Below are 22,554 nucleotides of genomic sequence, written 5' to 3'. Positions count from 1 at the left end.
TTGCCAAGCGCTGCCCAAGGCTCTCACCCTGAAGCAGCCCTCTAGTCTACGACAGATTCGACCAGAAGTGTGCGCCGCAGGGCGATCAGATCGTCGTCGCTCGATCCGTGGGCACGCAGAAAGCCCTCCGCGGAGCCGTAGCGCTCGTCGACCTCGTCGAGCACGGCCTCGATCGCCGTCGCCGGGCTGCCGCCGATCAGTTCTCGGATGGCGTCGTCGACCGTGATGCCATGGTGGGAGGCGCGCTCCACCATGCCGTCGAGCCAGGCGCCGGCGAGGTTCTGCTCGGTGACCGCGTAGTCGCGCACGATGTCGCCGCGGGAGACCCCGAGAGCTGCGAGCGTAAGGGCGACGACGATGCCCGTGCGGTCTTTCCCGGCTGTGCAGTGCACCACGACTCCACCCTCGGCAGCGCGGGCGATCTGGCCGACGCAGCGAGTGAGCACCGCGCCGCTCTGTTCGGTCATGTGCCGGTACAGAGCCGCGAGGTCGGCGCCCTGCGCCACCAGCGACATCGCCGAGCCCTCGAGCACCGGGTCGTGGATGACCGTGACGTCGAGGCCGCCGAGTTCGTCGGGTTCAGCCGTCACCTCGAGTTCGTCGCGGAGGTCGATGACGGTGCGCACGTCGAGGGAGCGCACCGCGGCGCGGCCGGTCTCACCCAGGCTGTGCAGCGCATCCGATCGGAACAGCCGACCGTTGCGCACGAGGGCCGAACCAGCGGCCAGGCCGCCCACGTCGCGGAAATTGACGGTGCCGGGAACGAGAGATCCGGAGGGTGACGCTGAGCTCATGATTCATTCTCCCGCACGAGTTCCGCACCGCGGTTGAACGCGGACGAGCCGGTGCTTTCGCATGGAATATCGTGGAGGCATGTCAGAGACGATCATCACCGTGGCCGGGTCGAGCCGCTTGCGCCGCAATCCCGAACGCGCCCGGGTGCGCATCGGGGTGGGCTTCGAGGGCTCCAAACGCGACAGTGTGCTCGCGGCCACGCGGGCGGCGCACGAGTCGCTCACGGGGTCTCTCGAGTCGATCCTCGACGAGCACGACGGGCCGGTGATCGGCTGGCACTCCGAAGACATCCGCGTCTGGGGGCAGCGCCCCTGGAGTCAGGACGCCACCCGGCTGCCGGTGGAGTTCCACAGCGCCGTCTTCGTCGACGCCGAGTTCGACGACTTCGAAGCCCTGTCCGAGTGGATCGACGTCGTCTCCATCCGCGACGGCATCGCGATCGACGGCATCGATTGGCTGCTCTCCCGCGAGACCGAGGAGGAACTGCAGGCCGAGGCCCGTCGGGGCGCGGTCGTGGATGCCGTCACCAAGGCCCGCGAATACGCCGCGGCGCTGGGGCTCGGCGATGTCGTGCCGATCTCGATCTCCGATCCCGGCCTGCTCGACAACCCGGCACCGGCGACGCAGTTCGCCGCCATGGCCATGGCCAAAGGGGCGCCAGGCGGCGGAGGCATGGAACTGCGGCCCAGCGCGATCGTGATCGAGGCCACCGTGCACGCCCGCTTCTCGTCGCAGACCGCGCTCGCGTGAGCGGCGCAGATTCCCGCTCCGTGGCCTCGCAAGGCGGCGCCCCCGTCGTGCCCGACCTCACGGGCCGCACCTTCGTGATCACCGGCGGAACCGGGGGCCTCGGCTATTGGGCGAGCGAGCAGCTCGCCGCAGCCGGCGGCACGGTGGTGATCGCGGCCCGCAACGCCGAACGCGGCGCGGCAGCCCTCCGCTCCCTCTCCGCCCAGGTGCCGGCGGCCGACGCGCGCTTCGTGCGCCTGGACCTCGCCGATCTCTCCTCGATCGCGGATGCCGCTGCCGAGCTCTCGGCGCTCCCCCGCGTCGATGCTCTGATCGCCAACGCGGGTGTGCTGGCCTCCCACGGCCGACAGACCACGGCTGACGGCTTCGAAGCCATGATCGGCACGAACTTCCTCGGCCACTTCGCCCTCATCGGGCGGATGCTCCCGGCTCTCCTGGCCCAGCCGACGCCCGGTCGCATCGTGCACCTCGGCAGCATCAGTCACGAGTTCTTCCGCCTCGATCTCGACGACCTGCAGTCGGAGGCGGGGCGATTCCGTGAGTTCCGCACCTACGGGCGGTCGAAGCTCGCCGTAATGACCTTCGGGTTCGAGCTCGACCGGCGGCTCCGCCTGGCGGAAGCTCCGGTGGCGAGCCTGGTGGCGCATCCGGGGTACTCGGTCGACGAGCTCGCACCGCGACGCGACATCCTGCCCACCCCGAAGAGCGCCCCGGCACTCCTCCGCCCGGGCTATCGTGTGATCGCCCAAGGCAAGGATGCGGGCGCCTGGCCGATCGTGGCCGCCGCCACCGACGCCGCCGCCGCTGGTGGGCAGTACTGGGGCCCCGCCGGCTGGCGACAGCTGAAGGGCCGTCCGGCCGTCGTCGGCGCGAAGCCCTACGCCCGCGACCCCGCGATCGCGCGCCCTCTCTGGGCCGCCGCTGAGCACCTCACGGGCGCCACCTACGACCTCCCCGACTGACCCACACCCCTCCCCCTTACCGCGTCTTACCGCGTCGAAACGACGGAGTTCCTCCCGGGGTTCGGGGTGTCACACCGTAGTGTGTGCGTTTCGCGGCGAAACTCCGTCGTTTCGACGGGGCGGGATGACGCGGAGAGGGGTGAGGGCGAGTCAGTCGCCGAGGTTGCGGTGGCTCGAGATGGCGCGATCGGCCTCGCGCTTGTCTTGCCGCTCGCGGAGGGCCTGGCGCTTGTCGTACTCGCGCTTTCCCTTCGCCACCGCGATCTCGACCTTCGCGCGACCGTCGCTGAAGTACAGCTTCAACGGAACGAGGGTGTAGCCGCCCTCTTTGGTCTTGTTGTGGATCTTGAGGATCTGCTCCTTGTGCAGCAGAAGCTTGCGCTTGCGGCGCGGCGGATGGTTGTTCCAGGTGCCCTGGTTGTACTCCGGGATGTGCACGGCGTCGAGCCAGGCTTCTCCGCCCTCGACGAAGGCATAGCCGTCGACCAACGAGGCCCGGCCTTCCCGCAGCGACTTCACCTCGGTGCCGGTGAGAACCAGGCCCGCCTCATAGGTGTCTTCGATGGTGTAGTCGTGTCGCGCCTTGCGGTTGGTCGCGACGACCTTCTCTCCGCGTTCGCGTGGCACGGCGTCTCCTCGATCAGGGGTGGATGCCCGAAATGGGGCAGCCCACCATTCTAGACCTTCAGATACCGGGTGATCGCGACCTTGGCCGCCAAGGCAGCGAGCAGCGCGCCACCGACGATCAGAATCGGCGCCACGAAGAACGCTTCCCCCAAGCCGATGAAGGAGGTGAACGGCAATGCGGTCGCCAACTGGTCTTGCACGAAGAACTTCACGACCAGCACCAACGCGAGGCCGGCGAGCACCGAGCCGATGAGCGACGCGATGACCCCCTCGACGATGAAGGGTGTCTGGATGAAGCGGTTCGATGCTCCGACGAGCCGCATGATGCCGATCTCCCGCCGCCTCGAGAAGGCGGAGAGCCGGATGGTGGTGGCGATCAGCAGCACCGCCGCGACGAGCATGATGATCGCGATTCCGAGAGCGGTGATGCTGGCGATGTTCAGGATGTTGAAGATCTGCTCGAGGTAGCTCCGCTGGTCGGTCACTCCGTCGACGCCGGGCAGGCCGGAGAGACTCTCGACCAGCACGTCCGACTGCTGCGGATCTTTGAGGTTCACCCAGTAGGTCTGACTCAGCAGGTCGGGTGTGACGTAGGCGGTGACCGGGTTGTCGGCGAACTGCTGCTTGAAGTTCTCGTAGGCCTGCTCGTGGTCTTCGAAGTAGTACTGCTGGATGAAGGGCGCCAGCGTCGGCGAGTCGAGCTGAGCCTTCACCGCCGCGATCTGGTCGGCGTTGGCCTCGCCACCCGCACAATTGTCGCCGCCGGATGTCGCGGTGCACATGTACACGGCGACCTGCGCCTTGTCGTACCAGAAGTTCTTCATCTGGTTGATCTGCAGTTGCATCAGACCGGCCGTGCCCACGAAGGTCAGCGAGATGAAGGTGACGAGAACGACCGAGATGACCATCGAGACGTTGCGCCGGAGGCCGGTGCCGACCTCACCCAGGATGAGTGCGAATCTCACGTCGTCGGTCCTACGTTCTGGTCGTTCGCCTGATCGGCCGGGGCGCCGGGCGCCCGCAGGCCGAGCTTCTCGGCGAGGGTGAGTGATTCGGTGGCCGGGTCACTCGCATCCGGCTGCGGTGGATTCACCGGCATCGGCGGGGTTCCCGGATGCGCACCTGCCGGTGCGACGGGGCCGGTCTGCGTGGGTGCGGCCGGAGCAGGCGCCGGCTGCTGCGGCCGGTCGAACTGCGCGTACTGCGGGGTCGGAGGCACGGTGACCGGCTCGGCGGCAGGCTGCTGCACGGGCACCGGCTGTTGGACCGGCACGGGCTGCGAGGCCGGCATCGGCGGCGAAACGGGCTGCAGCGGCGGTGGCGCGACCACGGGCGTGGCCTGGGTCGAGGTGGGCACCGGCGGCGCATAGCGCGGCGGAGCCACGTGCGGCTGCGCCGGACCGACCGGGCGCACGAGCCCTTCGGAGAGCGCGATCTCGGCGGTGAGCCCCGAGTCCTGCAGCGCGATCTCGGCGGTCATGCCGTAGCCGCCCTGGTCTTCGTCGCGCACGATCTGGCCGGTCACGAGCTCGATCACCCGCCGCTTCATGTGGTCGACGATCGCGTTGTCGTGGGTGGCCATGACCACGGTGGTGCCCCCGGCGTTGATGCGTTCGAGAACCGTCATGATGCCCGCACTCGTGGAGGGGTCGAGGTTACCGGTGGGCTCGTCGGCCAGCAGGATGGCAGGCTTGTTCACCACGGCGCGAGCGATGGCGACACGCTGCTGCTCACCGCCCGACAACTCGTGCGGCAGGCGGTTCGCCTTCTCGGCCAGACCGACCATCTGCAGCACATCCGGAACCGCTTCCTGAATGAAGCCGCGCGACTTGCCGATGACCTGCAGCGTGAACGCCACGTTGTCGAAGACGTTCTTCGACGGCAGCAGCCGGAAGTCCTGGAAGACGACCCCGAGGTTGCGGCGGAAGTAGGGAACCTTGCGGTTCGAGATGGCATTGAGGTCTTGACCGAGCACGTGGATGTTTCCACTGGTCGGCCTGTCCTCCTTGAGGATCAGGCGGAGGAAGCTCGACTTACCCGACCCCGACGCCCCCACCAGGAAGACGAACTCCCCGCGCAGGATTTCGAGGTCGACCGAGTTGAGGGCCGGCCGCTTGGTGCCCTTGTAGGTCTTGGTTACGTGATCAAACCGAATCATGACGTGTTGAGACTAAGCAGGGCTTCGCCCTTTTGCAGCGCACGACTCGCTGGACACGCCGATTCATAGAAACGGCCGCCGACGGGTTCGCGCGGCACCTACTCGGTCTTGCGCTTACGCCACCGGATGCCCGCAGCGATGAACCCGTCGAGGTCGCCGTCGAACACGGCCGAGGGGTTGTTGACCTCGTACTCCGTGCGCAGGTCTTTCACCATCTGGTAGGGCGCGAGCACGTAGCTGCGCATCTGGTCGCCCCAGCTCGCGGTGATGGTTCCGGCCAGTTCTTTCTTCTGGGCCGCCTCGGCTTCGCGCTGCAGCACGAGCAGCCGGGAGGCGAGCACGCGCATGGCGGCGGCACGGTTCTGGATCTGGCTCTTCTCGTTCTGCATCGAGACCACCGTTCCGGTGGGAAGGTGCGTGATGCGTACGGCGGAGTCGGTGGTGTTGACCGACTGGCCACCTGGGCCGCTCGACCGGAAGACGTCGACGCGGATGTCGTTCTCCGGGATCTCGATCGCACCGGCCTCCTCCATCAGCGGGATGACCTCCACGGCGGCGAAGCTGGTCTGGCGCTTGCCCGCCGCACCGAAGGGGCTCATCCGCACCAGACGGTGCGTTCCGGCCTCGACCGACAGGGTTCCGAAGGCATAGGGCGCGTCGATCTCGAAGGTCGCCGACTTGATGCCCGCCTCTTCGGCGTAACTCGTGTCCATCACCGTGGTGGAGTAGTTGTGCTTCTCGGCCCAGCGCAGATACATGCGCATCAGCATCTCGGCGAAGTCGGCGGCATCCACTCCCCCTGCGCCGGAGCGGATGGTCACGACGGCGGGCCGCGCATCCCACTCGCCGTTCAGCAGGGTCTGCACCTCGAGGTCGCCGAGCACCTTCTGCAGGGAGACGAGTTCGGCCTTGGCCTCCTCGGCCGACTCCTCGTCGTTCTCCGAGTTCGCCAGTTCGATCAGCACCTCGAGGTCGTCGAGGCGGCTCTCGATCGACTCGATGCGCGCGAGTTCGCCCTGGCGGTGACTGAGGGCGCTGGTCACCTTCTGCGCCTTGTCGGTATCGTCCCACAGATCGGGAACGCCGGCCTCCTCGCTCAGGCGCGCGATCTCGGCCTGTAGAGCGTCGACGTCGACGACCGATCGGATGTCGCTGAAGGTGCTCCGGAGCTGGGCGATCTGTTCTGAAAGGTCAATGTCTAACATCGTCCCGACAGTCTATCGAGTGGGCGCTGCCAGCCCAGGGAGGGAGTATTGCTTAGCAGGCGTAAAGTAGTTGCAATGAGTGTGCAGGCGGCCGACGACTTCCGGTTCCGGTCGATCGCGCTCCCTGCCCTTCTTCCCTCCCTCCTGTTCGGCATCGGCGAGGGCGCCATCATCCCGATCATCCCGGCCGTCGCCTCGTCGCTCGGAGCCGGGCTGGCGGGTGCCGGCCTGATCGCTGCGATGATCGTGGTCGGGCAGCTGGTCGGCGACATCCCGAGCGGCTGGCTCGTGTCGAAGATCGGCGAGCGGGTCTCGATGATCTCGGCCGCGGTGCTCTCGATCGCCTCCGTCACGGTCGCGATGTTCGCCGCCACCGCCGCGCTGTTCGGTGTCGCCATCTTCTTCCTCGGCCTCTCGGCCGCCGTGTTCGCGCTCGCCCGCCAGGCGTTCATGACCACCTTCGTGCCCGTGCGCATCCGGGCTCGCGCCCTCTCGACCCTCGGCGGCTCGTTCCGGGCGGGCTGGTTCATCGGCCCGTTCCTCGGGGCCGCCGTGATCGCACTCACCGGCTCGGTGCAGGCCGCGTTCGTCTTGCACATCAGCTGCGCCGTGATCGTGGCCGTGGTGCTGATCGTGATGCCCGACCCGACCGCGACGGCGGCGGGCTCGACGAAGACGCGGGGCAGGGCGAAGCCGGATGCCGGGGAGCTCGAGGTGCGTGCCGAATCGGTGGGCCTGTTCAGCACGATCTGGCAGAACCGCGGGGTGTTGCTGCGCATGGGCAGCGGCGCCGGCGTCGTGGGCGCCCTTCGCGCCAGCCGGATGGCCATCCTGCCCCTCTGGGCAGTGAGCATCGGCCTCTCGGAATCGTCGACCGCGCTCATCGTGGGCATCGGCGCCGCTGCCGATTTCGCGCTCTTCTACACCAGTGGGCAGATCATGGACCGTTTCGGGCGACTGTGGAGCGTCGTGCCCTCGATGGTGGGGATGGGGCTCGCCCTGATCACGCTGTCGTTCACCCACGACCTGCCCGGTGCGGTGCAGTGGTTCGTCGTGGTGGCCATCGTGATGGGCGTCGCCAACGGCGTCGGCAGCGGCATCATCATGACGTTGAGCGCCGACCTCGCGCCGCGGGAGAACCCGGCTCCGTTCCTCGGCGCCTTCCGCTTCACGGCCGACGCTGGGGCCGCCGCCGCGCCCCTCGCGGTGTCGGCCATCGTGGCGGTGGCTTCGCTCTCGCTGGCGACCGGGCTCGTCGGGGTGATCGGTCTGGTGGGCGCAGGCATCCTGATTCGGAACGTGCCACGGTATCTCCCGCACATCCCGCGCGCGGCGCGCTGAACGGCATACTCCAAGGATGCTCAATACGCACCCCCTACACTGGAATTAGCTTTGCGGGAGTGGTGGAATTGGCAGACACGCAGGATTTAGGTTCCTGTGCTTTCGAGCGTGAGGGTTCAAGTCCCTTCTCCCGTACTCTCGATGTGCCCGTGCCTGATGTCTGGGCCCGCCGGGTGGACGGACCACCCCGACGACTGGAGAACCCCCTGTGATCGCCGCCGTACCCAACGCCCTCATCCCCTGGCTCGACCCGAACACCCTCCTGGGCGGAGTCTTCGGCCCCGTGGCCCTGCTCGTGGTGTGCGCCATCGTGTTCGCAGAGACCGGTCTCCTCGTGGGATTCCTGCTTCCGGGCGACACGCTGCTCTTCTTCACGGGAGTGCTCGCCGTGGGCGGCAAGTTCGGCATCGATATCTGGTGGGTGTGTCTGGCCATCTCGCTGGCCGCGTTCCTCGGTGGTGAGGTCGGCTATCTGATCGGGCACAAGCTCGGCCCCCGGGTGTTCGAACGCAAGGAGTCGGGCCTGTTCAGTGTGCGCAACGTCGAGCGTACGAACGCCTTCTTCGAACGATTCGGCGCCCTGGCCGTCATCATGGCCCGCTTCGTGCCGATCGTGCGCACCTTCGCCCCGATCGCCGCCGGTGTCGGCCACATGAACTACCGCCGCTATTCGCTCTACAACGCCATCGGCGCCCTCATCTGGGGTTCGGGCATCGTGCTGCTCGGCTTCGCGCTCGGCCAGATCGAGCCGGTGCGCGAGTTCACGGAGAAGTACCTCGACATCGTGCTGATCGGGGTCGTGGTGCTCACCGTGGTGCCCACGACGATCCATTACCTCCGCGAGCGGAGCAAGGCCAAGAAGAACGCCGCCGCCGGATTGGCCGAGGAGATGGAGATCAAGGCCGCCGCCGAGAAGCTCACCCTCGAGCCCGAGGTGTTCGGCAACGATGTCGACAACCGCCCCTGAGGCCTTCGCCTAGAGGTGCTGTTGGTCTTCGTGCCGCGCGTGCTCGGCCGGCTCGAGCTGGAAGGTCGAGTGCTCGACGTCGAAGTGCGCGGTGAGACACGAGCCGAGCGAGTCGAGCAGCGGTCCGGTCTCGCCCCGCTCGAAGACCTCCCGCGCCACCACCACGTGCGCCGAGAACACGTATTGACCTGAGGTGATGGCCCAGACGTGCACGTCGTGCACGTCGACCACGCCCGGCTCCTCGAGGATGTGCGTGCGGATCTCCTGCACGTCCATCGCCGAGGGCGTCGACTGGCTCAGCACCGAGACCACGTCGCGGAGGAGCGAGATGGCACGCGGCACGATCATGGCGGCGATCAGGAGCGACGCGATCGCATCGGCCTTCTCGAATCCGGTGGTGAGGATGACGACGGCGGCCAGGATGACGGCGATCGACCCGAGCAGGTCGCCCAGCACCTCCAGATAGGCGCCGCGCATGTTGATCGACGACTTGGCGCCCCCGCGCAGGATCATCAGCGAGGCGAAGTTCGCCACCAGGCCGATGCACGCGATGATCAGCATGAGGCCGCCCCGCACCTCCCCCGGTTCGGAGGAGATCAGGCGGGTGACGGCCTCGAAGGTGACGAACACGGCCACGACGATGAGGATGAGGCTGTTGGCGAGAGCACCGAAGACCTCGGCCCGCTGGTAGCCGTAACTGTGCCGGTCGTTGGCGGGCCGGGCGGCCACGATGGTGGCGATCAGCGCGATGATCAGGCCGATCAGGTCGGAGAGCATGTGGCCGGCGTCGGCGAAGAGTGACAGCGAGCCGGTGAAGACGGCGCCGAACACCTCCACCACGAAGACGGTGGCGACGATGGCGATGGCGATGGTGAGACGAGAGCGGTTCGCACCGGAGCCGTGGCTGTGGCCGTGGCCTCCTGCACCCGAGGTGCGCCCCGATCCGTCGGCGGCCGCGCGGGCCGCCTCGTCGCGCGCTGCCGCCTCGGCGTGCGCCGAGCCCGGCCCGCAGCCGGAGGCGCCTCCGTGCTCGTGCGCGTGCTCGTGCGCGCCGGAATCGTTCGTCATCACCATCAACGGTAGCCGCCCGGGAGAGCCGGATGCCACTGCCGCGGCTACTCGGGAATGAGGCTCGTTCTCAGTACCGGGATGGCGGCTTCGAACGCCCGTGCCCGATGACTGATCGCGTTCTTCTCCTCGGCGCGCAACTCCGCGGCCGTGACGTCGAGGCCCTCAGGAACGAAGATCGGATCGTAACCGAAGCCGCCCCCGCCGTGCGCTGTCGTGGCGAGCCGCCCGGGCCAGCGGCCGGAGACGACCTGTTCGAATCCAGTCGCCGGCACCACGATCGCGATGTGGCAGTCGAAGTGAGCCGCACGATGTCTGGGGGCGATGTCGGCGAGCTGGTCGAGCAGCAGGTCGAGGTTGGCCGAAGACCCGCGCCCGTGGCCCGCCCAGAGGGCCGAGAAGATGCCGGGGGCGCCGCCCAGCACGTCGACGCAGATGCCCGAGTCGTCGGCCATGGCCGGAAGTCCGGTGTGGGCGGCCGCTGCCCGCGCCTTGATCAGGGCGTTCTCGGCGAAGGTCGTGCCGTCTTCGACGGGCTCCGGGCCGTCGTAGGCCACGATCTCGAGCTCCGGCAGTGCCGACCCGAGGATGCCCTGGAACTCCTGCACCTTGTGGGCGTTGTGGGTGGCGAGCACGACGCGCATCCGGATGCCCTCCGCTACTCGCCCTGGCCTGCGACGGCGCCGGCGGCCAGCACCGCGTTCTGCAGCACGGCCAGCTCCGTCGTGCCGACGAGCGCCAGGTCGAGCAGCGCGTTCAGCTCGGTGCGGTCGAATGGCGCGCCCTCTGCGGTGCCCTGCACCTCGACGAAGAGCCCGCGTCCGGTGACGACGACGTTCATGTCGGTCTCGGCCCGCACGTCTTCGACGTAGGCCAGGTCGAGCATCGGATCGCCGTCGATGATGCCCACCGAGACCGCCGAGACCGTGTCGAGCAGCGGCTGTGACCGCTGGCCGATGAACTTCTTCTCACGCGCCCACTCGATCGCGTCGGCGAGGGCGACGTACGCGCCCGTGATGGCGGCCGTGCGGGTGCCGCCGTCGGCCTGCAGCACGTCGCAGTCGATCACGATGGTGTTCTCGCCCAGCGCCTTCATGTCGACCACGGCCCGGAGCGAGCGGCCGATCAAGCGGGAGATCTCGTGCGTGCGGCCACCGATGCGGCCCTTCACCGACTCGCGGTCCATCCGGTCGTTCGTGGAGCGCGGAAGCATCGCGTACTCGGCGGTCACCCAGCCCTTGCCCGATCCTGACTTCCAGCGCGGAACGCCGTTGGTGAACGAGGCGGTGCAGAGCACCTTCGTCTTGCCGAAGGAGATCAGCGCCGACCCCTCGGCCTGGTCGCTCCATCCACGCTCGATGGTGACGGGGCGGAGCTGGTCGGGGGTTCGGCCGTCTTTGCGGATGATGTCGGTCACGAATGGCTCCTTGTGGAATCGGTGATGGGAATGGTGCCGGTCGCCACCAGCTCGACCGACGAGACTTCGGGCCCGAGGAACAGCTCGGACAAGCGGATGAACTCCTCGGCGCTGCCCCCGGTCGCCTCGTAACGGTAGACCGCCCGGCCGGGCGAGGTGCGCTCGATGCCGGCCCGCACCAGGGTGCGGTAGACGTCGTTCGCGGTCTCGGTGTCGCTCGACACCAACCGCACGTCCTCGCCCACCACGTAGGAGATCGCACCCTTCAGGAAGGGGTAGTGCGTGCAGCCGAGAACGAGGGTGTCGATCCCCTGCTCCACCAGCGGTGTCAAGTACTTCTCGGCGAGGGCCACGAGCTCGCGGCTCGTGGTGTCGCCGGCTTCGACGTGCTCCACAAATTCGGGGCAGGCCTGGCTGAAAAGCTCGAGGTGCGGTGCGGCCGCGAAGGCGTCGTCATAAGCGCGCGAGGTGATGGTGGCGGTGGTGCCGATCACGCCGACCTTGTTGTTGCGCGTCACCGACACCGCGGTGCGCACGGCCGGCTGGATGACCTCGATCACGGGCACGCTGTAGCGCTCACGGGCATCCCGCAACATCGCCGCCGACGCCGTGTTACAGGCGATGACGAGCATCTTCACGTCTTGCGCCACCAGGTCGTCGAGCACCTCGAGCGCGAAGCGGCGCACCTCGGCCAGCGGGCGCGGCCCGTAGGGCGAGTGGGCGGTGTCGCCGACGTAGAGAATGGATTCGTGCGGCAGCTGGTCGCGCACCGACCGGGCGACCGTCAGACCTCCCACGCCGGAGTCGAAGATTCCAATGGGGGCATCACTCACGATAGGACAGCCTAGCCCGAGTGCCACGGCCTAAGCTCGGAAGGGTGACCTCGTCGACCGCCCTGCTCACCGACCGCTACGAACTCACGATGGTCGACGCGGCCATCCGCGCCGGAACCCACGACCGGCGCAGCGTCTTCGAGGCCTTCGGCCGCTCGCTCCCGGCCGGCCGCCGCTACGGCGTGGTCGCCGGCACGGGACGCCTGCTCGAACTCATCGGTGATTTCCGGTTCCAGGATGCCGAACTCGAGTTCCTGAGGGAGCAGCGGGTCGTCAGCACCCCCACTCTCGAGTGGCTCGCGAACTACCGGTTCTCCGGAACGATCACCGGCTACCGCGAGGGTGAGATCTACTTCCCCAACTCGCCGATCCTCGTCGTCGAGGCCAGCTTCGCCGAGGGCGTGCTGCTCGAGACCCTCATCCTCAGCGTGCTGAACTACGACTCCTCGGTGGCCGGTGCCGCGTCGCGCATGGTGTCCGCCGCCCGCGGCCGTCCGCTCGCCGAGATGGGGTCGCGGCGCACGGGCGAGCGCTCGGCCGTCGCCGCCGCCCGCGCCGCCTACATCGCGGGCTTCGCGGCGACCTCGAATCTCGAGGCCGGACGCACCTGGGGCGTGCCGACGATGGGAACCGCGGCACACGCCTTCACGATGCTGCACGACACCGAAGAGGAGGCCTTCCGCGCGCAGGTCGCCGCTCTCGGCGCGGGAACGACGCTTCTCGTCGACACCTACGACGTGGCCGAAGGGGTGCGCACGGCCGTGCGCGTGGCCGGGCCCGAACTCGGGGCCGTGCGGCTCGACTCGGGCGACCTTCTCACCCTGGTCTCCACCGTGCGCGCTCAACTCGACGAACTCGGCAACCGCGACACCAAGATCACCGTCACCAACGACCTCGACGAGTACACGATCGCCGCCCTCGCCGCGACGCCGGTCGACTCCTTCGGTGTCGGCACCTCCGTGGTCACCGGCTCCGGCTCCCCCGCTGCCGGCATGGTCTACAAGCTCGTGGCCCGACAGGATTCGCAGGGCGAGTGGATCTCGGTGGCCAAGAAGTCGCCGGAGAAGGCGACCCACGGGGGCCGCAAGCATCCGGTTCGGCTGCTCGACGCATCCGGAACCGCCTCCTCGGAGACCATCTACGTCGGAGCCACGGCGCCCGCGATCGTGCGAGGACGCACGCTGCACTCAGCGCTCATGACCGACGGCGTCGCCGACCCGGCCTACACGGGCGGGCAGGGCGTCGAAGCGGCACGGGAGCGCCGGGCCACGGCGCTCCGCGAACTGCCGGCCGAGGCGTTCCGCCTCGCGGCCGGCGACCCGGCGTTGCCGACCGTGTACGTCGACGCGCCGACTACTCGTCGATGAGCTTCTCGTAGATCTCTTTGCAGGTGGGGCAGATCGGGAACTTCTCCGGATCGCGACCCGGGGTCCATTTCTTACCGCACAACGCCTTCACCGGCTTGCCGGTGAGCGCGGACTCGAGGATCTTCTCCTTCTTCACGTAGTGCGAGAAGCGCTCGTGGTCTCCAGGATCGAGTTGTTCTGCCTCGATCAGCTCCTGGAGCTCACGATCGAGCGTTGCCGTGCCACCCCCGGATGGGATGTCCCCGGGCTCGGAGATGCTGTCGAAAACGGGATTGACCATGAAGACGATTGTAGATCGCTCCAGCATCAGTTGCGCTGTGCGGCAGCCAGGATCTCGGGCCCACGGCGGGTGAAGATGCGTGCGCCCCACGCGACGCCGATCACGACCACAACGACGCCGATGCCGAGACCCGTCCAGAGCGACACCCAGAAGTACTCGGGGTCGACGAACACGCCCAGCACGCCGTAGACGACGGCGGGCGTCGACAGGATCAGGGTGCCCCCGAGAGAGAATCCCTGGGCCAGCACCGAGGTGGCTCCGGTCGACTGCGGCTGCGTGAAGGCGCTGTCGCCGGGGCGGCTGGCCGGATAGGGGAAGCGCGCCGAGAAGATGCTGCCGAGACCGAGGCCGGTGAGCACCAGACAGGTGCTGGTGCCGAGCACCGCGGGAAGCGCATCCGGGTTGCCGGCGAAGACGACGCTGAGGAACGAACCGATGCCGATCAGGGGGATGGCGATGAGCACGACCGGGATCATCCGCCCGATGCGGTCGGCGACGCCGACGCGCCCGGCGACGACGTGCAGCCAGATGGCCGTGTGGTCGAACGCGACGTCGTTGTGCACCACCCAACCGAGGAAGACGCACATCAACGGGATGGGTAGCAGAGCCGTGTATTCGATCGGGATGCCGACGAAGACGAACACGACGACGGCGATGATCGGCACCACGGGCACGATCACGAGCTGCGCGTAATAGCGCGCGTCACGGCCCCAGTAGGTGAGCGAGCGGGCGGCGATGGCGCCCGTACGCGTCGTGGGGGTGCGGCCGAACCAGCCGAGACCGGCGTGCTCGCGGGTCTCGTTCTGGTGGCCCGGGGTCACGATCATCAGGGCCACGAGGCCCTTCCAGCCGAGCCAGAGGAGCGCAAGGGTCGCCAGGGCGATCAGCAGCTTCAGCACCGAGAAGACCCACTGGCCGTTCGCCGCGTCGGCCGGGATGGCCCACACGGCGCCGAGTGGCGTCCAGCCCAGAACGTTCTCGAGCGCGGAGAAGAAGCCGCCGCCGTCGTTGCCCCAGCCGGTGAGCATCAGCAGCAGGATGCCCGGCACGATGAGGATGATCGCGAGCACGCCGACGGTCACGCCGATCTCCCGCGCCCGGCGGGTGACGAACACGAAGGCCGAGATCGAGGTGGCGAGCCGCGCGCCGAGCACACAGGTGAGCGCGCCGACGACGGCCGAGACCACGGCGAGAACGACCGAGCCCGGCGATTGCGACCAGGTGGCGATGGTGGCGAGGCTCACCAGGGTGACGATCACCGACGGCACGCTGAGGAAGGCGGCGACGAAGAGCCCGAACGCGACCGAACCGTCACTCACCCCGTAGAGCGAGAACGACCGCGGATCCATCGGGTCGCGGGTGCTGAAGAACAAGGGCAGCAGGAAGAACCCGGCCACCACCACCGAACCGCCGATCACGACGATGTTGCGGGTGAGTTCGGGCTCGCCCGTGCGCAGCGAGAAGAGCACGGCGATGAGGGCGATGCCCATGATCACGGCGTACGCCGTTCCGATGATCACCCCGACCAGCTGTGGCGTCGGCCGCTTGACGTTGTTGGCGAGGAGGCGCAGCCTCAGTCGGAGGAACTCAGCAACCATTCCATGCCTTCTGCGCTCTTGCGGCCGCCCGCGAGTTCGACGAATCGTTGTTCGAGGGTGCCGCCGTCGCGCACCTCGTCGACCGTGCCCTTCGCGAGCACCTGGCCTTCGACGATGATGGCGACACGGTCGCAGACGCGTTGGATCATGTCCATGCTGTGGCTGGAGAGCACCACGGTGCCACCGCCCGAGACGTACTTCTGGAGGATCTCGACAACGTTCGCGGCCGACACCGGGTCGACCGATTCGAACGGTTCGTCGAGCACCAGGATGCGCGGCGAGTGGATCATCGAGCAGGCGAGCGCGATCTTCTTGGTCATGCCCGCGGAGTAGTCGGAGACCAGGCGGCCGAGGGCGTCCTCCAGGCCGAAAGCGACGGCGAGATCGTCGCTGCGCTGGGCGACCGTCGCCGAGTCGAGCCCGCGGAGCGTGCCCGAATAGTAGAGGAGCTGACGGCCGGTGAGGCGGTCGAAGAGCCGCAGCCGGTCGGGCAGCACGCCGATCAGACGTTTGGCCGACGCCGGGTCGCGCCAGACGTCTTGCTCGAGCACCGTGATGGTTCCGCCGTCGGGCCGCAGGAGCCCGGTGACCATCGAGAGCGTGGTCGTCTTGCCTGCACCGTTGGGGCCGACGATGCCGTAGAAGGAGCCCTGCGGCACGTCGATGTCGATGCCGGCCACGGCGGTGGTGCTGCCGAACTTCTTCATGAGGCCCGAGATCGAGAGCACGATGTTGTTCGGGTCGATGTCGCGCACGACGAGTGGCGGGGTCGACACGGCGGTGCGCGGCTTGCGGGGCGTGCGCGGAACGCGCGGCGTGCGGGCGGCGGGAGCCGGAACGGTGTCGGGGGCGGAGGCGATGTCGGGGGCGGACGCGGACACCGGTGCCGGGATGGCAGGGATGACGACGCTCTCGTCGCCGGGGGCGGTCGTCGGCGGCGCTTCGACGACGTCGGATTCGGGCGCTGCGGCTGCCGTCGTGGCCGCGGTCTTGCGCTGCACCGGTTTCCGCGGCGCGGCGGGCTTCTTGCGGGCCGGTGCGGGAGCGGAGGTCGCCGCGGCGGCGACCTCAGGGCCATCGGCCGGAACGGGCTTGGCAGCCGTGGAGGGGCGGCGCGCCGTGGTGGGCTTCGCCGGGGTCGTCGGCTTCACCGGGGTGGAGGGTTTCTTCGCGGCGGTGCGCTTCACCGGAGCACGACCCGTGCTCGCCGACGCCGTGCCGGCCGCCTTCGCGGGTGCGCGACGAGGGGCGCGTGGGCCGCCAGACCGTGCTCCCCCGGCATCTGGAGTGTCTGACTCTGAGCTCACCGCACTAACCTATCAATCCCTCTACTGCCCTGCATCGGGCTTCGTCGTCCTTGCGTGAAGGACTCAGTCGCGAAGCCCTCAGTCTGACATCTCTTGGGCCCGGGGGCCGCATCACGAAACAGAAACGATACACAGACCTGCCCTTGCCCCGAAATGGGGGCACAGTACACTGTTCTGAGGCATGACGAGGTGTCTGGATCGATTCCGAGAGGTTAATCGGGCCTGAACTCTGCGGTGTTGCTCGGTAGCGATATTGCTTCATGTCCGTCCTCTCCCAGCACTTCATGGTCAGCAATGACCGCCAACCAGAGGAGACAAACGTGACCACTCAGGTCGTCATACTTGCCGCAGGAATGGGGAGCAGGCTCGGCCGCTCCCTTCCGAAGCCGCTCACCGAACTCAGCGACGGCCGCACCATCATGGGCCAGCAGTTCGACAACATCCGGCACGCCTTCGACTCCAACGCGAAGGTCACCATCGTGGTGGGCTACAAGCTCGAGCACATCATCGAGGCGTTCCCCGAAGCATCCTTCGTCTACAACGAGGAGTACGACCAGACGAACACCTCGAAGAGCCTGCTGCGTGCGCTCCAGGCCTCGACGTCGGGCGGCGTGCTCTGGATGAACGGCGACGTCGTCTTCGACCCGAGCGTTCTCGACCGGGCCGTGCCGATGATCGCGCGCGACCAGTCCTTCGTGATGGTCAACACCGCGAAGGTGTCGGATGAAGAGGTCAAGTACACGACGACGGCCGAGGGCTACATCGACGAGCTCTCGAAGACGGTGGTCGGCGGACTCGGCGAAGCCGTGGGCATCAACTACATCTCGGCACGCGACAAGGCCTCGTTCATCCGTCACCTGCAGAAGGTGAACGACCAGGACTACTTCGAGCGCGGCCTCGAGCTCGCCATCGAGAAAGACCGAGTCTTGATCGAGCCGGTCGACATCTCCGACCTGTACGCCGTCGAGGTCGACTTCCAGGAAGACCTGGAACGAGCAAACCTGTTCGTCTGAAATAGAGTAGGGGCCTACCGACAACGGAAGGGCCCCGGCACGTGAGCGCAGCGACACTGGCGCCGCTGTCTCGCAAGAGCGGCGGGTGGTCGCGGTACCGTCATTCGTTGTGGCTGCTGACCCGTCGCGACCTGCGCGTGCGGTACTCGACATCGGCGCTCGGCTACGTCTGGTCGATCCTCGACCCGCTCGTGATGGCCGGCATCTACTGGTTCGTCTTCACGCAGGTGTTCCACCGCCCGGTCGGCACCGAGCCCTACATCGTGTTCCTGCTGTCGGCGCTGCTGCCGTGGATGTGGTTCAACGGCACCGTGTCGGATTCGACGCGCGCCTTCCTGAGGGAAGCCAAGCTGATCCGTTCGACCAAGATCCCCCGCACCATCTGGGTGAACCGGCTGGTGCTGTCGAAGGGCATCGAGTTCTTGGCCAGCATCCCGGTGCTCGTGCTGTTCGCCGTGTTCGCCGGCGCCACCGTGAACTGGGACATCCTTCTCTTCCCGCTCGGCATCGTGCTGCAGGCGGTGCTCACCGTCGGTGTCGCGCTCATCGTCGCCCCTCTCGTGGTGTTCTTCCGCGACCTCGAGCGGGCCGTGAAGCTGGCCCTCCGCTTTCTCTTCTACGCGTCGCCGATCATCTACGGCACCCACGACCTGCCGGAGGGGCTGCAGCCCTGGGCCGCCTTCAACCCGCTGAGCGGGGTGTTCTCTCTCTATCGGGCCGGGTTCTTCTCCGATCAGCTGGACTGGTATCAGGTCGGCGTCGGGGCCGGCATGGCCCTCGTGCTGCTGGCCATCGGCATCCTGGTGTTCCAGAAGTCCGAGCGCAGCGTGTTGAAGGAGATCTGAGCGTGCAGGGCGACGTCATCTCGGTCGACCGCGTCGGCATCCGGTTCAAGCGCAACAAGCGCGCCCGCCGGAGCTTCAAAGACCTCTTCGCCGGCAGCACCCGCCGCTCCCGGCCGGGCGAATTCTGGGCGTTGCGCGACGTGAGCTTCACGGTGCGGCAGGGCGAGGCGATCGGCGTCATCGGACGCAACGGGCAGGGCAAGTCCACGCTGCTGAAGCTCGTCGCCGAGGTGGTGCTGCCCGACGAGGGGCACGTGCGGGTGAACGAGGGCGTCGCTCCGCTGATCGAGATCACGGGCGGATTCGTCGAAGACCTCTCGGTGCGCGACAACGTCTACCTCACGGCGGGGCTGCACGGCATGACCCGCCGCGAAGTGGATGCCCGATTCGACGACATCATCGCCTTCGCCGAGATCGGCGACTTCCTCGACACCCCCTACAAGCACCTGTCGAGCGGGATGCGCGTGCGGATCGCGTTCTCGGTCATCGCCCAGTTGGAGGAGCCGATCATCCTGGTCGACGAGGTGCTCGCCGTGGGTGACAAGGGTTTTCGCGAGAAGTGCTACCGACGCATCGAGGAACTGCTGGAGGGCGGGCGTACCCTCTTCTTCGTGTCGCACAACGAGCGCGACCTGCGCCGCTTCTGCACCCGGGGGCTCTATCTCGACAAAGGGCGGCTGGTTTTCGACGGCCCGATCGACGAGGCCCTGGCCCGCTACTCCTCCGACACAGCCGACCCTTCCTGACGAAGTTATCCACAGTTGGTCGCCGAGGGGCCTCTGAAGGGCTCCATTGTCGGTGGTGGGGGTTTGGCTCTGGGCATGGCAAGCAGTTACATCACTCATCACGAAACCGATTCCGTCGCCTACCCCGTACCGCTCCGCCTCGATCGACGCGATGCACCCCGGAGCTATCGACTCAGCAACATCAGCGACGAGCCCATTCGGGGCCTGTCGTTCAGCCTGCTGGGCTCGGGGCTGATGCGCGCGACCGCACCACTTCTCCTCGCCCCGGGGCAGGAGGTGCTGCTGCGCATCCGGGGCGAGTCGTTGCCCCAGTCGGCGGTGCTGATCATCCGTTGGTTCCGCCCGAACGGAGATGAGTATCTCTGGCGGGTGAGCTTCTGATGCCGGTCGGCCGGGCTACGGCGTCGGCTTCTCGCCGGCCTCGCGGGCTCGGATCAGATCGGCCACCGTGACCTTGTGCGGCCGGTCGGGCAGCATGTCGGCCGACAGTCCGTCGAGCAGCACCGCGGGGTTGACGTTCAACGCGCCCGCGATCCTGAGGATGGTGTGGAGCGACGGGTTCGCCTGACCGCGTTCGATCTTGCCGAGGTTCGTGAAATGCAGACCGGCGAGCTCGGCGAGCTCCATCTGGTTGATCGCGAAGCGGTGACGCTCGTCTCGGATGCGGGCACCGAGCACACGCGCGGCATCGGAATGGACGGAACTCACACCTCATGCCTACCGGCCCCATGCTCGCGCAACCAGAGCATGTGCACCGCTCGCTTTCACAGTGGTGGTGTTTGCGCTGTACCGCTCAGAGGTGGTGACGAGTGACCATCGGCACGGCGAGTCGGTTCACGACGGCGTCGAGCACGGCCCAGGCGGCACGCTGCCGCGCGGGCAGGTGCTGGGTGGAGACCGCGGTGTACTCGAGTTCGGGCTCCCCTCCCCGGTTGCGCTTGAAGTCGGCGACGCCGCTGGAGTTGTGCAGGTCGACGCCTTCGTCGTGGGCGTTGCGGGCGATCAGGTAGCTCAGCATCCGGTAGAGGCCGATCTCTTGCGGGACGGATGTGTCGTAGCCCACGAGCGGCGCGGTGAGCAAACCGTGGGCCACTCGGGAGCCGAACACGCCCACGATTCGGCCGTCGCGTTCGAGCAGCGTGAATTCGAGCAGCCCGGTGTGCTGAGCGAGGGCGACGAACTCAGCCGTGTACTGCGGATTCGAGGTGGAGTACTTCGCGATGTAGAGCTGCCGGTAGAGCTCGGCGATACGGGTGTGGACGGGGTCGGGTGGCGGCGGGGTGGCAGCGGTAGCCGGCGTCGGCGGGCGGGCATCGCGTGCCGTGAGGCGGCGAACCGTGAACCCGGAGCCCTCGAGGAGGGCGCGGTCGCGCTTGACGTCGCGGAGGGTCGACCATTCCGTGTCGCGGGTGGCCGCGAAGAGCACACTCCGCGAGGGGATGAGCCGGTAGCCCGCGCGCCGAAGCGTCTCGGGCAACTGACTCCCCCGACCGTGCACACTGCGCCAGGCGATCGCACGACCCGGATGCTCCGCGACGAGCCGTGCGGTCACCTCGACGACGGCGCGCTCCTCGGGATCGGGCAGGAGGTTTGTGGAGAGCAAGGCGTTGCCCACCATCACGACCTCGTCGACCCGGCCGGCGCGCAGCACAGCGCTCAGGGCACCGAGCGTCAGGCGAGCGACGACTCGCAGCGCAGGCGACGGCAGTTCGCCCAGTTCTTCGCGGGCGTAGTGCACGTAGTGGGTGAACGGCGACACGACGTAGCTCGGTGGTCCACTCGCGGGTGACGCGCCCGGGCGCCGCCGAGCAGGACTCGTCACCGGGAGAACCTCTCCCCCGACCTCGGTGCTCCCCATCTCGACGTCGACGTTCGCGACCAAGGCGGCGGTGCCACCCGCTGCACGCACGCCATCGACGAAGGCTGCCATCGCTCCGCTGTGAACGCCATCCGCTGACGGTTGACAGCTCCGCGACGTCGCAGCGGCCGAGTCGTCGGTCACGAACCTCGACGGCGGAGCCGACGGCTCGGCGGCGGCGAACCTCGACGGCACCGCGCCGGAACGGCCCGGAACGAGTTCTCCGTTCCACTCGAGGTCGTACGTCGAGGCCTCGGTCAGCCCCACCCGTGCCCGTCGCGACGTTCTCCACTGCACGGCCACCGAGCGCAGGAGCGTCGCCATCGGAACGCGATCGCCCGGCGGCCGGAGCGCATCCGGTGACCGTAATTGCGCCACCCAGCTCGCGACGTCGGCGGGTCGCTTCATGCCCGCCACGGCGTACATCGCGTGCGGGATCGCGAGCCGCGCCGACGCGAGACTCGGCGGGTGGGCGGCGACTCCCGAGAACGCACCGGCCAGTCCGTCGCCGTGCGCGAAGAGATGCACGCCGCTGGTCGCCCGGGGATTGCATTCCAGCACTCGCACCCCGGCCGGCGTCGCCATCAGGTCGAGCCCGAACTGGCCGGTGAGCGAGAGGTGGGCAGCGAGTAGCTCGGCGATCGCGCGCGCCTCCGCTCCCGGCCCCACCGAGGCGTCCAGGCGTTCGAAGGCCACACCGGCTCCCGCACCGGCACGCCACACCGGCCGGTAGGCGACGAATGCCGTCACCCGCCCCTCCACGGCGACGGCGTAACTGCAGAACTCGGCGCCGGCGAGCCGCTCCTGAATGAGCCAGGCCTCATCGCGGGTGATCCGATCGATTGCGGGCAACGGCTCGCCCGGGCCGACGAAGCGGGTGCGACTTCCGAAACGCGAGAAGGCCGGCTTGACCACCAAGGCGGCTTCGGGATGCGCGGCCCGGGCCGCCGCCCGCCGTCGCCACGCGATGCGCGAGTCGATCACTTCGGTCGCCGGACGGCTCGCCCCGATCTCGTCGAGCACCCGGGCGAAGGCCGCCTTGTCGTGCAGGCGCCGCAACGTGTCAATCGACGGGGCGAACAGCCGGGGGCGCAATTCGGAAAGATGCAATTCGGAGAGCAGGCCCGCCGACGCGCCGTCGACGGCAGCGGCGAGCCAGAACGTCTCCTCGCAGGTCGGCACCACGAGGTCGACCGCGTGGCGTCGGGCGATTCCCGCGACGGCCTCCGCGAACTCCCACGGCCGAAACCGCGCCGAGGGCACTCGGTAGGCGGCTCCCACGGCCCGCGATGCCGAGGTGAGCGTCGGCTCGCTGTCGGCGACGACGACGAAGGCACCCTCCTCCGCAAAACGGCGCGCGAGGTCGAGGGTGGCGGGCGCCCGCGACCCGGTGAGGAGCACCGCGGTCATCCGGCGC

General features: G+C 68.1%; 23 protein-coding genes and 1 tRNA gene. 10 read left to right on the top strand and 14 right to left on the bottom strand.

The window, feature by feature from the left end; all coding sequences use genetic code 11:
* Positions 1-41: 41 nt before the first annotated feature.
* The gene (locus tag N1027_RS13855; RefSeq protein WP_259508723.1) at positions 42-794 is read right to left on the bottom strand and encodes a tyrosine-protein phosphatase; all 753 of its coding nucleotides are present in this window, start codon (positions 792-794) and stop codon (positions 42-44) included.
* Positions 795-873: 79 nt separating this feature from the next.
* On the opposite strand from N1027_RS13855, the gene N1027_RS13850 reads away from it, so the two are divergent.
* Both N1027_RS13850 and N1027_RS13845 read left to right on the top strand, forming a co-directional pair.
* Entirely contained in the window at positions 874-1,545 is a 672-nt protein-coding gene (locus tag N1027_RS13850; RefSeq protein ID WP_259508722.1) for an SIMPL domain-containing protein, read from the top strand.
* A complete protein-coding gene (locus N1027_RS13845) occupies positions 1,542-2,507 on the top strand; it encodes an SDR family NAD(P)-dependent oxidoreductase (protein WP_259508721.1) in 966 nt (321 codons plus the stop codon). Before N1027_RS13850 ends, N1027_RS13845 begins: the two co-directional genes overlap by 4 nt.
* Before the next feature lie 150 nt (positions 2,508-2,657).
* Here N1027_RS13845 and smpB read toward each other — a convergent pair whose 3' ends face one another.
* The 4 genes from smpB to prfB all read right to left on the bottom strand — a co-directional run bounded on the left by smpB (position 2,658) and on the right by prfB (position 6,497).
* Entirely contained in the window at positions 2,658-3,134 is a 477-nt protein-coding gene (gene smpB, locus N1027_RS13840) for an SsrA-binding protein SmpB (protein WP_259508720.1), read from the bottom strand.
* A gap of 50 nt (positions 3,135-3,184) precedes the next feature.
* Positions 3,185-4,099 (bottom strand): permease-like cell division protein FtsX, encoded by a 915-nt coding sequence (ftsX, locus tag N1027_RS13835; protein WP_259508719.1) that lies wholly within the window; start codon positions 4,097-4,099, stop codon positions 3,185-3,187.
* Entirely contained in the window at positions 4,096-5,292 is a 1,197-nt protein-coding gene (gene ftsE / locus N1027_RS13830) for a cell division ATP-binding protein FtsE (protein ID WP_259508718.1), read from the bottom strand. The genes ftsX and ftsE overlap by 4 nt, the downstream gene beginning before the upstream one ends.
* Before the next feature lie 98 nt (positions 5,293-5,390).
* The gene (gene prfB, locus N1027_RS13825) at positions 5,391-6,497 is read right to left on the bottom strand and encodes a peptide chain release factor 2 (RefSeq protein ID WP_259508717.1); all 1,107 of its coding nucleotides are present in this window, start codon (positions 6,495-6,497) and stop codon (positions 5,391-5,393) included.
* Between the two features lie 75 nt (positions 6,498-6,572).
* On the opposite strand from prfB, the gene N1027_RS13820 reads away from it, so the two are divergent.
* From N1027_RS13820 to N1027_RS13810, 3 genes are all read left to right on the top strand, one after another.
* Complete coding sequence (locus N1027_RS13820) at positions 6,573-7,838, top strand: MFS transporter (RefSeq protein ID WP_259508716.1); 1,266 nt, start codon at positions 6,573-6,575, stop codon at positions 7,836-7,838.
* Between the two features lie 53 nt (positions 7,839-7,891).
* A tRNA-Leu gene (locus N1027_RS13815) sits at positions 7,892-7,973 on the top strand.
* A 73-nt stretch (positions 7,974-8,046) separates the two neighbouring features.
* Entirely contained in the window at positions 8,047-8,805 is a 759-nt protein-coding gene (locus tag N1027_RS13810; protein WP_259508715.1) for a DedA family protein, read from the top strand.
* 9 nt (positions 8,806-8,814) lie between these two features.
* Here N1027_RS13810 and N1027_RS13805 read toward each other — a convergent pair whose 3' ends face one another.
* The 4 genes from N1027_RS13805 to murI are packed head-to-tail and all read right to left on the bottom strand — an operon-like array spanning position 8,815 to position 12,123.
* Positions 8,815-9,873, bottom strand: coding sequence for a cation diffusion facilitator family transporter (locus tag N1027_RS13805; RefSeq protein ID WP_259508714.1), 1,059 nt, complete (start codon positions 9,871-9,873; stop codon positions 8,815-8,817).
* Positions 9,874-9,920: 47 nt separating this feature from the next.
* A complete protein-coding gene (gene rdgB / locus N1027_RS13800) occupies positions 9,921-10,517 on the bottom strand; it encodes an RdgB/HAM1 family non-canonical purine NTP pyrophosphatase (protein WP_259508713.1) in 597 nt (198 codons plus the stop codon).
* 14 nt (positions 10,518-10,531) lie between these two features.
* Complete coding sequence (rph, locus tag N1027_RS13795; protein ID WP_259508712.1) at positions 10,532-11,290, bottom strand: ribonuclease PH; 759 nt, start codon at positions 11,288-11,290, stop codon at positions 10,532-10,534.
* Entirely contained in the window at positions 11,287-12,123 is an 837-nt protein-coding gene (gene murI, locus N1027_RS13790; RefSeq protein ID WP_259508711.1) for a glutamate racemase, read from the bottom strand. Before murI ends, rph begins: the two co-directional genes overlap by 4 nt.
* A gap of 44 nt (positions 12,124-12,167) precedes the next feature.
* Here murI and N1027_RS13785 point away from each other — a divergent pair, with 44 nt between their 5' ends.
* Positions 12,168-13,490, top strand: a complete 1,323-nt coding sequence (locus tag N1027_RS13785; protein ID WP_259508710.1) for a nicotinate phosphoribosyltransferase — start codon at positions 12,168-12,170, stop codon at positions 13,488-13,490.
* Here the strand turns inward: N1027_RS13785 and N1027_RS13780 are convergent.
* From N1027_RS13780 to N1027_RS20155, 3 genes are read right to left on the bottom strand one after another with little or no spacing between them, the layout of a single operon-like run.
* On the bottom strand, positions 13,477-13,770 hold the full coding sequence (locus N1027_RS13780) for a DUF3039 domain-containing protein (protein ID WP_259508709.1): 294 nt from the start codon (positions 13,768-13,770) through the stop codon (positions 13,477-13,479). The two genes, N1027_RS13785 and N1027_RS13780, sit on opposite strands and share 14 nt — an antisense overlap.
* A 26-nt stretch (positions 13,771-13,796) precedes the next feature.
* Positions 13,797-15,368: a hypothetical protein gene (locus N1027_RS13775; RefSeq protein ID WP_259508708.1), complete on the bottom strand. Its 1,572-nt coding sequence runs from the start codon at positions 15,366-15,368 to the stop codon at positions 13,797-13,799.
* Complete coding sequence (locus tag N1027_RS20155) at positions 15,344-16,675, bottom strand: ABC transporter ATP-binding protein (RefSeq protein WP_259508707.1); 1,332 nt, start codon at positions 16,673-16,675, stop codon at positions 15,344-15,346. Before N1027_RS20155 ends, N1027_RS13775 begins: the two co-directional genes overlap by 25 nt.
* Positions 16,676-16,995: 320 nt before the next feature.
* Here N1027_RS20155 and N1027_RS13765 point away from each other — a divergent pair, with 320 nt between their 5' ends.
* From N1027_RS13765 to N1027_RS13750, 4 genes are all read left to right on the top strand, one after another.
* Positions 16,996-17,688 (top strand): phosphocholine cytidylyltransferase family protein, encoded by a 693-nt coding sequence (locus tag N1027_RS13765; RefSeq protein WP_259508706.1) that lies wholly within the window; start codon positions 16,996-16,998, stop codon positions 17,686-17,688.
* A gap of 41 nt (positions 17,689-17,729) precedes the next feature.
* A complete protein-coding gene (locus N1027_RS13760) occupies positions 17,730-18,533 on the top strand; it encodes an ABC transporter permease (RefSeq protein WP_259508705.1) in 804 nt (267 codons plus the stop codon).
* A gap of 2 nt (positions 18,534-18,535) precedes the next feature.
* Positions 18,536-19,279 (top strand): ABC transporter ATP-binding protein, encoded by a 744-nt coding sequence (locus tag N1027_RS13755; RefSeq protein ID WP_259508704.1) that lies wholly within the window; start codon positions 18,536-18,538, stop codon positions 19,277-19,279.
* Positions 19,280-19,354: 75 nt separating this feature from the next.
* Entirely contained in the window at positions 19,355-19,660 is a 306-nt protein-coding gene (locus tag N1027_RS13750; protein WP_259508703.1) for a hypothetical protein, read from the top strand.
* A 15-nt stretch (positions 19,661-19,675) separates the two neighbouring features.
* Here the strand turns inward: N1027_RS13750 and N1027_RS13745 are convergent, their stop codons facing one another.
* Complete coding sequence (locus N1027_RS13745) at positions 19,676-19,987, bottom strand: helix-turn-helix domain-containing protein (RefSeq protein WP_259508702.1); 312 nt, start codon at positions 19,985-19,987, stop codon at positions 19,676-19,678.
* 85 nt (positions 19,988-20,072) lie between these two features.
* A complete protein-coding gene (locus N1027_RS13740) occupies positions 20,073-22,547 on the bottom strand; it encodes a GNAT family N-acetyltransferase (protein WP_259508701.1) in 2,475 nt (824 codons plus the stop codon).
* Between the last annotated feature and the right edge of the window lie 7 nt (positions 22,548-22,554).

Origin of the sequence: Herbiconiux aconitum, from assembly GCF_024979235.1 — a bacterium.
GTDB lineage: Bacteria > Actinomycetota > Actinomycetes > Actinomycetales > Microbacteriaceae > Herbiconiux > Herbiconiux aconitum.
This window is presented reverse-complemented; position numbering and strand designations above follow the sequence as displayed.

Coding starts and splice junctions, on each gene's coding strand:
- N1027_RS13855 (WP_259508723.1), bottom strand. CDS start 794: ATGAGCTCAGCGTCACCCTCCGGATCTCTCGTTCCCGGCACCGTCAAT.
- N1027_RS13850 (WP_259508722.1), top strand. CDS start 874: ATGTCAGAGACGATCATCACCGTGGCCGGGTCGAGCCGCTTGCGCCGC.
- ftsE (WP_259508718.1), bottom strand. CDS start 5,292: ATGATTCGGTTTGATCACGTAACCAAGACCTACAAGGGCACCAAGCGG.
- prfB (WP_259508717.1), bottom strand. CDS start 6,497: ATGTTAGACATTGACCTTTCAGAACAGATCGCCCAGCTCCGGAGCACC.
- N1027_RS13820 (WP_259508716.1), top strand. CDS start 6,573: ATGAGTGTGCAGGCGGCCGACGACTTCCGGTTCCGGTCGATCGCGCTC.
- N1027_RS13805 (WP_259508714.1), bottom strand. CDS start 9,873: ATGACGAACGATTCCGGCGCGCACGAGCACGCGCACGAGCACGGAGGC.
- rdgB (WP_259508713.1), bottom strand. CDS start 10,517: ATGCGCGTCGTGCTCGCCACCCACAACGCCCACAAGGTGCAGGAGTTC.
- N1027_RS13780 (WP_259508709.1), bottom strand. CDS start 13,770: ATGGTCAATCCCGTTTTCGACAGCATCTCCGAGCCCGGGGACATCCCA.
- N1027_RS13775 (WP_259508708.1), bottom strand. CDS start 15,368: ATGGTTGCTGAGTTCCTCCGACTGAGGCTGCGCCTCCTCGCCAACAAC.
- N1027_RS13750 (WP_259508703.1), top strand. CDS start 19,355: ATGGCAAGCAGTTACATCACTCATCACGAAACCGATTCCGTCGCCTAC.
- N1027_RS13740 (WP_259508701.1), bottom strand. CDS start 22,547: ATGACCGCGGTGCTCCTCACCGGGTCGCGGGCGCCCGCCACCCTCGAC.